General features: G+C 66.4%; 1 protein-coding gene. It reads right to left on the minus strand.

What is annotated here, in order from left to right:
• Positions 1–2602: amino acid adenylation domain-containing protein (locus RMT89_RS39915; protein ID WP_315888649.1), on the minus strand; the 2602-nt coding region annotated here is incomplete at both ends.

Consider the following 2602-nt stretch of genomic DNA (forward strand, 5'->3'; position numbering starts at 1 on the left):
AGCACCTCATGCCGCGCCACCACACCCGAGAACGCCGCCTCCAACGCCTCCACATCCAAACCACCCCGCACCCGCAACGGGTACGTCAGCCGGTCGATGCCGAGTTCGAGCTGTTCGAGGAACCACAGCCGCTGCTGCGCGAAGGACAAGGGCGACCCGCCCGCGCCGTGCGCGACCGGCACCAGTTTCACGCCATCCGCCGCTGAGTCGGCTCTGCTGATCGCCTCGGCCAGTTGCTCCACCGTGGGGGAGGTGAACAACTCCCGCACCGGCACTTCCCGACCGAGTTCCTGCCGCAGAAGAGAGACGGTTCGGGTGGCGAGGAGGGAGTGTCCGCCGAGGTCGAAGAAGTTGTCGTGGATGCCCACCCGGTCGACGCCGAGGACCTGGGACCAGATGCCGGCGACGGTGGTTTCGATCCGGTCGCGCGGCGCCACGTACTGCACCGCGAGGTCGGGCCGGTCATTGTCCGGAGCGGGCAGCGACCTGCGGTCCACCTTCCCGTTCGGGGTCGACGGCAGTTTCTCCAGGACCGCGAAACCGGCGGGCAGCATGTAGTCGGGCAGTCTGTCGGCACACCAGCGCCGCAGCATCGACGTCTCCGGCCGTGCACCCTTGCGAGGGACCACATAGGCGATCAGACGCTTGTCCCCCGGAGAGTCTTCCCGGACGGTGACCACCGCTGACGCCACGTCCTCATGCGCCACCAACTGCGATTCGATCTCACCGAGTTCGATCCGCATACCGCGGACCTTGACCTGGTCGTCGATCCTGCCGAGAAACTCCAGCACGCCGCTGGGCAGCCACCGGACCAGGTCGCCGGTGCGATACACCTGGCGCGTTGTGCCCGCGATGCGGACCGTCGCGAACTTCTCGGCGGTCAGTTCCGGGCGGTTCAGATAGCCTCGCGCCAGCCCCGTGCCGCCCACCAGCAGTTCCCCGGGCACACCGATCGGCACCAGTCCGTCGGCACTGTCCACCACGAACAGGTCGGTGTTTGGCGCCGGTCCACCGATCGGCATGGAGGCTGCGCTCGGGCTGTCCGGGAACACCCGTAGCAGAGTCGTGTCTCCCCAGTTCTCCGTCGGACCATAGGTGTGCAGCAAGTATTCGGGTGCGCGCACACCGCGAATCAGGGAGTCGGCTTCGGCCCGGGTCACCTTCTCACCGCAGTACTTCGTGTACCGCACGGTCTCAAAGACGTCCGGGCAGGCCGTTACATGGTGATTGAACAGCGACGCGGTGAGCATCATCGCCGTCACGCCACGCTCGCGTACGACGGTCCGGAGCTGGAACGGGTTGCGGATCTCGTCAGGCAGAAGTATCGCTAGCCTGGCCCCCGCAACCAGCGCGCTCCAGCATTCGATGGCACACGCATCCCAGGAGAAGCTCGTCACCTGGGCCACACAGTCATCAGGGGTGAGCGGCTCCAGCCAGTTATAGCGCACCTGCCGTACGACGGAATGGTGCTCGACCATGGCGCCCTTGGGGGTGCCGGTCGATCCGGAGGTGTAGATGACGTAGAAGAGGTTGTCCGGGGTGGTGTGGTGCTCCGGGTTGGTGTCGGGGTAGCGGGTGATCGGGGCGGTGTCGACGCATACCGTCTGGGCGCTGTGGTCGGGCAGTTGGTCGCGGAGGTTGCTCTGGGTGAGGAGGACGGGGGCGGCGGTGTCGGCCAGCATGAAGGCGAGCCGTTCGGCCGGGTATTGGGGGTCGAGTGGGACGTAGGCGCCGCCGGCTTTGAGTACTCCGAGGAGTGCGATGATCATGTCGGGGCTGCGTTCGAGGCATACGGCGACGAGGGTGTCCGGGCCCACGCCGAGGGTGCGCAGGTGGTGGGCGAGCTGGTTGGCCTTGGCGTTGAGCTGGGCGTAGGTGAGTTCCTGGTCCCCGAAGACCACGGCAGGGGCCTCGGGGCGTGCCGCCGCGTGTGATTCGACCAGTTCGTGAATGCAGCGGTCGTGGGGGAAGTCTGCTGCGGTGTCGTTCCATTCGACGACCAGCTGGTGCTTTTCCGTGTCGGAGAGCATGTCCAGGTCGCTGAGCGATGCCGTGGGGTCGGCCACCACCGAGGCCAGGAGATTCTGGAAGTGCCCGGCCAGACGCTCCATGGTCGACGCGTCGAACAGGTTGGTGCTGTAGAGCAGTTGAGCCCTCAGTCCCGGGCCCGTCTCCTGGACGGAGAGGGTCAGGTCGAACTGAGCCGCGCTCGATGTATTGGGGTAGGTGTCGATGTCCAGGTCGGCGAACTCCCAGGTCTCTTCCCAGGCGTTCTGGAGGATGAACATGACTTGGAAGAGGGGGGTGCGGGAGAGGTCGCGTTCGGGGGCGAGCTCCTCCACGAGGCGTTCGAAGGGGAGGTCCTGGTGGTCGTAGGCGGCGAGGGTGGTGTCTTTGATCTGGGCCAGGAAGTCTTCGAAGGTGGGGTTGGTGGAGAGGTCGCCGCGGATGACGAGGGTGTTGACGAAGAAGCCGATGAGGCCTTCGATCTCGGCGCGGTTGCGGCCGGCGATCGGAGTGCCGATGGCGACGTCGTCGCGGCGGGCGTAGGTGCCCAGCAGGATGTTGAACGCGGCCAGCAGCACCATGTAGAGCGAGGTGC

The sequence above is a fragment of the Streptomyces sp. P17 genome (genome assembly GCF_032436805.1).
Lineage (GTDB): Bacteria > Actinomycetota > Actinomycetes > Streptomycetales > Streptomycetaceae > Streptomyces.